Consider the following 6,984-nt stretch of genomic DNA (forward strand, 5'->3'; position numbering starts at 1 on the left):
AGGCGCCGCATGTCGACGCGGTCGCGACGTCGACGCCTGGCCTTGCGGTCGCCGTCACGGTCGCGGATTGCGGGCCGATCCTGTTCGCCGATCCGAAGTCCGGCGTGGTCGCGGCCGCCCATGCGGGCTGGAAGGGCGCAATCGGCGGCGTGCTGGAGGCGACGCTCGCCCGGATGGAGGAACTCGGCGCCCACCGCAAGGACGTGACGGCGGCGCTCGGTCCCTGCATCCGCCAGCCGAGCTATGAGGTGGGGCCCGAGTTCGCCGCCCGCTTCACCGCCGCCGATCCGGAGAATGCGCGGTTCTTCGTCCCCTCCGGCAAGGCCGGGCACGCGCTGTTCAACCTCGGCGGCTACGTCGTGGCGCGCCTGGAGGCGGCCGGCGTGGGCGACGTCGATGATCTCGGTCTCGACACCTATGCGGATGAAGCCCGCTTCTTCAGCTTCCGTCGCGCCACCCACCGCGCGGAGCCCGACTACGGGCGGCTCATCGCCGCGATCACGCTCGCCTGACGCGCCTGCGGCGAGCGGCCGCCGAGGTTCCCGCCAACCGCCCAGAAGCTAACCATGCGGGCGTTTTGCCGGCCGACGGCGGCCGCCCTGGGCTCACCGCTTGTTGAGCCCGTTTTGAATCGCTGTTAAGAGCGCAGCGCCCCTTGGGCCCCGCACGCGCAAGGCTGCGGGACGCGGAAATATCAGGACAAGTCGCATGAAGGTCGTCGCCGGCAACTCCAACCGAGCGCTCGCCGAGGCTATCGCCGCCTATCTCGCGACACCGCTCACGCGCTGCAATGTCCGGCGTTTCGCCGACATGGAGGTGTTCGTCGAGATCCTCGAGAACGTCCGCGGCGAGGACGTCTTCGTCGTGCAGTCCACGTCGTTCCCGGCGAACGACCACCTGATGGAGCTGCTGATCATCATCGACGCGCTCCGCCGCTCCTCGGCGCGGCGCATCACGGCCGTGATGCCTTATTTCGGCTACGCCCGTCAGGATCGCCGCTCCTCCGGCCGCACGCCGATCTCCGCGAAGCTGGTGGCCAACATGATCACCCAGGCCGGCGCGGACCGGGTCATGACGCTCGACCTGCACGCCGGCCAGATCCAGGGCTTCTTCGACATCCCGACCGACAACCTGTTCGCGGCCCCCGTCATGGTCCGCGACATCAAGGAGCGGCTGCCGGCCGACAACGTCATGGTGGTCTCGCCGGACGTCGGCGGCGTGGTCCGCGCCCGCGCGATCGCGAAGCGCATCGACGCCCAGCTCGCCATCGTCGACAAGCGCCGCGAGCGCGCCGGCGAGAGCGAGGTGATGAACATCATCGGCAAGGTCGAGGGCCGCTCCTGCATTTTGGTGGACGACATCGTCGATTCCGGCGGCACCCTGGTGAACGCCGCGGAGGCGCTGCTCGCGCAAGGAGCCAAGGAAGTCTACGCCTACCTGACCCATGGCGTGCTCTCGGGCGGCGCGGTCGCCCGCGTCACCGCCTCGAGGATCAAGGAGATGGTGATCACCGACTCGATCCAGCCGACCGAGGCGGTGCGCGTCGCCAAGAACATCCGCACCATCTCGATCGCGACGCTGATCGGCGAGGCCATCGCCCGCACCTCCTCCGAGGAATCGGTGTCGAGCCTGTTCGACTGACGGCTTCGTCCCCAAGGCCCTGATTGTCTTGGGGCGGTTTTTGGGCTATGGCCTCGCGCGCGGCGTCCCACACCCCTGGAGGGGTTCGCCGCGGCAGGCCGCTCGTCGCGAGCGGCCATTTCATTTCGGAGAACGGATATGACTGCGACCAAGCCCCTGAAGGCGGTCGCGCGCGAGAAGGCCGGCAAGGGGGCCGCCCGCGCGCTTCGCCGTGAAGGCAAGATTCCGGCTGTCATCTATGGCGGCAAGAAGCCTCCCGTCAGCATCGCGCTCGATGGCCACGAGATGTTCCGCCTGCTGCACGGCGGCGGCTTCAAGACCACCGTGTTCGAGATCGACACGGGCGCCGGCGTCGAGCGGGCGATCCCGCGCGACTATCAGCGCGACGTCGTGAAGGACACGCTGCTGCACGTCGACTTCTTCCGCGTCTCGGCCACCAGCAAGGTCCATGTCGACGTGCCGGTGCACTTCGTCAACGAGGACAAGGCGCCGGGCCTCAAGCGCGGCGGCGTGCTGAACATCGTCCGCCACACCGTCGAGGTGACGACCGACGTCGGCCATCTGCCGGAGCATATCGAGGTCGATCTCTCGGGCCTGAACATCGGCGACAGCCTGCACGCCTCCGCGGTGAAGCTGCCGGAAGGCGTCGCCTTCTCGATCGACGATCGCGACTTCACGATCGCGACGATCGCGGCTCCGACCGTGCCGGTCGAGGCGGAAGAGCCGGCTGAGACCGAAGCCGCAGCCGAGGCCGCCGACGAGGCGGAAGCCGGCGAAGGCGACAAGCCCGCCGAGGGCTGACGCAAACCTGCCGGAGCCTTTCGCGATGCTGCTCCTGGTCGGCCTCGGCAATCCGGGGCCGAAATACGCGAAGAACCGGCACAATATCGGCTTCATGGCCGTCGACCGGATCGCCGCCCGCCATGGCTTCGGCCCCTGGCGGGCGCGCTTCCAGTCGGATGCGTGCGAGGGTTCGATCGCGGGCGTCAAGGCGCTGCTGCTGAAGCCGCGCACCTACATGAACGAGAGCGGCCGGGCGGTCGCGGAAGCCGCGCGCTTCTACAAGTCCGCGCTGTCCGATCTTGCGGTGTTCCACGACGAGCTCGACCTCGCGCCCGGCAAGCTCCGGGTGAAGGTCGGCGGCGGCAACGCCGGCCATAACGGCCTGCGCTCCATCACCGCCCATATGGGCAACGACTACAAGCGCGTGCGGCTCGGCATCGGCCATCCCGGCAGGGACGCGGTGCTTTCCTACGTGCTGAACGACTTCGGCAAATCGGAGCAGCCCTGGGTGGACGGGCTCACCGACGCCGTGGCGGAGGCCGCCGAGTTTCTGGCGCGGAACGAGGACGAGAGCTTTCAGAACAAGGTCCATCTCCGGATGGAGGCCGCAGGCTTCGCCAATCCGCAAAGGATCGGCGAAGCTCGCGCATGATCTTCGGCGCGTGCTAGAAGCCGCCCCATCTCCCGAACGTCAGAGCGAGTTCCATGGGTTTCAAATGCGGCATCGTCGGCCTGCCGAACGTCGGCAAGTCGACGCTCTTCAACGCGCTCACGCAGACCGCCGCCGCGCAGGCCGCGAATTATCCGTTCTGCACGATCGAGCCGAATGTCGGCGAGGTCGCGGTTCCCGATCCGCGCCTGACGGAGCTGGCCGCGATCGCCAAGTCCGCGCAGATCATCCCGACCCGGCTCACCTTCGTGGACATCGCGGGGCTTGTGCGCGGCGCCTCCAAGGGAGAGGGCCTCGGCAACCAGTTCCTCGCCCATATCCGTGAAGTCGACGCCATCGCCTACGTGCTGCGCTGCTTCGAGGACGACGACATCACGCATGTCGAGGGCCGCATCGATCCGCTGTCGGACGCCGAGACGGTCGAGACGGAGCTGATGATCGCCGACCTCGAGAGCCTCGAGAAGCGCGTCGTGGCGCTCGAGAAGCGCGCGCGCTCGAACGACAAGGAGGCCAAGGAGCAGCTCGATCTCGTCAACCGGGTGCTGCCGCTGCTGCGCGACGGCAAGCCGGCGCGGCTCGCGAAGATCTCCGACGACGAGCGCGCGGCGTTCGCCGCCCTCAACCTGCTGACCTCCAAGCCGGTGCTCTATGTCGCGAATGTCGACGAGGGCTCGGCCGCCACCGGAAACGCCTATTCCGCGCAGGTCGAGGCCCGCGCCAAGGAGGAAGGTGCGGTCGCCGTCGTGATCTCCGCCAGGATCGAGAGCGAGATCGCCACCCTGCCGCCCGAGGAGCGCACCGAATATCTCGACGCGCTCGGGCTGCATGAGACCGGCCTCGACCGCCTGATCAACGCCGGCTATCGGCTGCTCGGCCTCGTGACCTACTTCACCGTCGGGCCCAAGGAAGCGCGCGCCTGGACGATCGAACGCGGCACCAAGGCGCCGCAGGCGGCCGGCGTCATCCATTCCGATTTCGAGAAGGGCTTCATCCGCTCCGAGACGATCTCGTTCGCGGACTATGTCGCGCTCAAGGGCGAGACAGGCGCGAAGGAGGCCGGCAAGATGCGGCTCGAAGGCAAGGACTACGTGGTCGCCGACGGCGACGTGCTGCACTTCCGGTTCGCGAACTAGCCGCGACGCAAGGGGCGCGGCGGCGGAGAGCAAGATGGCCGAGCCCCTGCTGACCTTCGAGGATTTCACGCCGGGCGAGGTCGCCGAATATGGCGACTGGCTCGTCGACCGCGAGGACATGGTCGCTTTCGCGCGCGAATTCGACCCGCAGCCCATGCACCTCTCCGAGGAGGCCGCGCGCGGAACCATGCTGGGCGAGCTGATCGCCTCGGGCTGGTACACGATCGCCCTTCTGATGCGGATCAACTGCGAGCACATGCTGCTCCACGCGGCATCGCTCGGCGCCCCCGGCGTCGAGAGCGTCGAATGGCTGGCGCCGGTGCGGGCCGGCGACCGGCTGCGCGTGCGGCGGACGACCATCGCGACGCGCCCCTCGAAGTCGCGGCCGGAGATGGGCCTCGTCACCTTCGCCTTCGAGGTCATCAACCAGAACGGCGTGGTCGCGATGCGACAGGTCAACCCGGTCATGCTCGGCCGCCGCGACCGGAGCGCCGCCTGATGCATCTCGAGGATTACGCCGTCGGCGACAAGGCCGAGCTCGGCTCGCACCTGTTCACCGCGGAAGACATCATCCGCTTCGCGTCCAAATACGATCCGCAGCCCTTCCACCTCTCCGAAGAGGGCGGCCGCGCCGGCCCGTTCAAGCGGCTGGCGGCGTCCGGCTGGCACACCTGCGCGGTGTGGATGCGGCTGCTTCTGGGCTTCCACACCCGCCTCGCGAGGGAGCGGGTCGCCGCAGGGCTTCCGGTCGGCCGCGTCGGTCCTTCGCCGGGCTTCTCCGATCTGAGCTGGAAGCGTCCGGTCTACGCCGGCGACCAGATCACCTATTTCACCGAGGTGCTGGAGACCCGGCCGAGCGCCTCGCGTCCCGGCTGGGGCGTGCTGCGCGCCCGGAACTCGGCGGTCAACCAGGACGGCGCCGAGGTCCTGGAGTTCACCAGCGTGGTTCTGGTGGAGCGGCGCCCGGCCTGAGCCGCCGCCCGGGCGTCAGCCGAGCACGCGGCCCGCGACGGCGTCGAGCTTCGCCAGCAGGGCCGGATCGCGATGCTCGGGCGCGGTGACGAGAGCGAGTTCGAGCGCCCGGTCGGAGCCGATCGGGCACGGCTCATGCTCCGTCGGGAAAGCGGCCGCAAGGCTTGCGATCAGGCGTCGCGCCACCTCGCCGTTCTCCCGCATCACCTCGAGGATCTCGGCGACCCCCACGCCGTCCTCATGCGGCCGCCAGGCGTCGTAATCCGTGACCATGGCGACGCTCGCATAGGCGATCTCCGCCTCCCGGGCGAGCTTCGCCTCGGGCATGTTGGTCATGCCCACGACGGACGCCCCCAACGCCTTGTAGGCGAGCGATTCCGCCCGGGTGGAGAACTGCGGGCCTTCCATGCAGACATAGGTCCCGCCCACCACATGCCGCGCTCCGGCCTCGACGGCCGCGTTCGCGAGCCGCGCGACGAGATTGGGCGAGACCGGATCCGAAAACGCCACATGGGCGACGCAGCCGGCGCCGAAGAACGAGGTCTCGCGACGGAAGGTGCGATCCATGAACTGGTCGACGAGCACGAAGGTGCCGGGCGGCAGATCCTCGCGATAGGAGCCGCACGCCGACAGCGACACCAGGTCGGTGACGCCCGCCCGCTTCAGGACGTCGATGTTGGCGCGGTAGTTGATGTCGGACGGCGACAGCCGGTGCCCGGCCCCGTGGCGAGGCATGAAGACCACCCGGGTCTCTCCGAGCCAGCCTTCCTTGGGCTGCGCCGAGGGCTCGCCCCAGGGGCTCGCGATGTCGAGTTCGCGGACGCGGGTGAGTTCCGCAAGATCATAGACGCCTGAGCCGCCGATGATGCCGAGCGTCGCTTTCATGACTGCCTCCCTCCAGATGCAGGAACGGCGGGCCACCAGGGCCCGCCGCGCGAAAAATCCCTGCTCGCGGAAATCGACAGGTCAGTGAGCGGAAGCCCACACCCGCCGCTTCGTGAAGTACAGCAGTCCCGCGAACACGATCAGGAAGAACATCACCACGAGCCCGAGCCGCTTGCGGGCCACAAGGTGCGGCTCCGCGGCCCAGACCATGAAGGCCGTCACGTCACGGCTGTACTGGTCCACCGTGGTCGGCGTCCCGTCCGTGTACTCGACCTGCCCGTCCTGGATCGGCTTGGGCATCGCGATCCAGTGGCCGGGGAAGTACTTGTTGTAGTGCAGGGTCGCCTGCGCGGGCTTCTGGCCCTCCGGCGGGTCCTCGTAGCCGACCAGCACGGCGTGGACGTAATCCGGCCCCTGCTCCTGGAATTGCGTGAAGATGTCGAACACGAACCACGGGAAGCCGCGCTCATAGGTGCGCGCCTTGGCGAGCGTCGACATGTCCGGCGGGTAGGCCCCGCCATTGGCGGCACGCGCCGCCTGCTCGTTCGGGAACGGGGCCGGGAAGTAGTCCGACAGCCGGCCGGGGCGCTCGAACATGTCGCCCTGGTCGTTCGGACCGTCCTTGATCTTGTACTCCGCGGCGATGGCCTTGGCCTGGGCCTCCGTGAAGCCCGGGCCGCCCTCCTCCGCGAGATTGCGGAACGCCACCATCGAGAGCGAATGGCAGTTCGAGCAGACCTCACGGTAGACCTTGAAGCCGCGCTGAAGCTGCCCGGGATCGAACTTGCCGAAGGGGCCCGAGAAAGACCACTTCTCGCGCGGCGGCTGGACCTGCTCGGCGGCCGTGGCGACGCTCGCGCCCACGATCTTCTCGCTGCCGGCGCTGACCGGCTCCTGGAA

Annotated in this window: 9 protein-coding genes; 7 read left to right on the forward strand and 2 right to left on the reverse strand. The window is 68.6% G+C overall.

The genetic code is table 11. The features are described from left to right. From ACIKT0_RS10490 to ACIKT0_RS10520, 7 genes are all read left to right on the forward strand, one after another. The coding region (locus ACIKT0_RS10490; RefSeq protein WP_407105296.1) for a purine nucleoside phosphorylase YfiH/LACC1 family protein at positions 1 to 512 on the forward strand (512 nt) is incomplete at its 5' end. A gap of 196 nt (positions 513 to 708) precedes the next feature. After that, positions 709 to 1,641 (forward strand): ribose-phosphate pyrophosphokinase, encoded by a 933-nt coding sequence (locus ACIKT0_RS10495; protein WP_407105298.1) that lies wholly within the window; start codon positions 709 to 711, stop codon positions 1,639 to 1,641. 138 nt (positions 1,642 to 1,779) lie between these two features. Continuing rightward, entirely contained in the window at positions 1,780 to 2,442 is a 663-nt protein-coding gene (locus ACIKT0_RS10500) for a 50S ribosomal protein L25/general stress protein Ctc (protein ID WP_407105299.1), read from the forward strand. Positions 2,443 to 2,467: 25 nt separating this feature from the next. Next, a complete protein-coding gene (gene pth / locus ACIKT0_RS10505; protein WP_407105300.1) occupies positions 2,468 to 3,076 on the forward strand; it encodes an aminoacyl-tRNA hydrolase in 609 nt (202 codons plus the stop codon). Between the two features lie 53 nt (positions 3,077 to 3,129). Further along, positions 3,130 to 4,227, forward strand: a complete 1,098-nt coding sequence (gene ychF / locus ACIKT0_RS10510; RefSeq protein ID WP_407105301.1) for a redox-regulated ATPase YchF — start codon at positions 3,130 to 3,132, stop codon at positions 4,225 to 4,227. A gap of 34 nt (positions 4,228 to 4,261) precedes the next feature. Continuing rightward, positions 4,262 to 4,726, forward strand: coding sequence for a MaoC family dehydratase (locus ACIKT0_RS10515; protein ID WP_407105303.1), 465 nt, complete (start codon positions 4,262 to 4,264; stop codon positions 4,724 to 4,726). Continuing rightward, positions 4,726 to 5,199 carry a MaoC family dehydratase gene (locus tag ACIKT0_RS10520; RefSeq protein WP_407105304.1) on the forward strand — a complete coding sequence of 158 codons (474 nt, stop codon included), beginning with the start codon at positions 4,726 to 4,728 and terminating at the stop codon, positions 5,197 to 5,199. Before ACIKT0_RS10515 ends, ACIKT0_RS10520 begins: the two co-directional genes overlap by 1 nt. A gap of 15 nt (positions 5,200 to 5,214) precedes the next feature. On the opposite strand, the gene ACIKT0_RS10525 is transcribed toward ACIKT0_RS10520, so the two are convergent. After that, entirely contained in the window at positions 5,215 to 6,084 is an 870-nt protein-coding gene (locus ACIKT0_RS10525; protein WP_407105305.1) for an S-methyl-5'-thioadenosine phosphorylase, read from the reverse strand. Between the two features lie 81 nt (positions 6,085 to 6,165). Beyond that, positions 6,166 to 6,984 (reverse strand): cytochrome c1 (locus ACIKT0_RS10530; protein ID WP_407105306.1); only part of this gene is annotated, 819 nt, incomplete at its 5' end.

Source organism: Hansschlegelia beijingensis, assembly GCF_045505405.1.
GTDB classification, from domain to species: domain Bacteria; phylum Pseudomonadota; class Alphaproteobacteria; order Rhizobiales; family Methylopilaceae; genus Methylopila; species Methylopila beijingensis_A.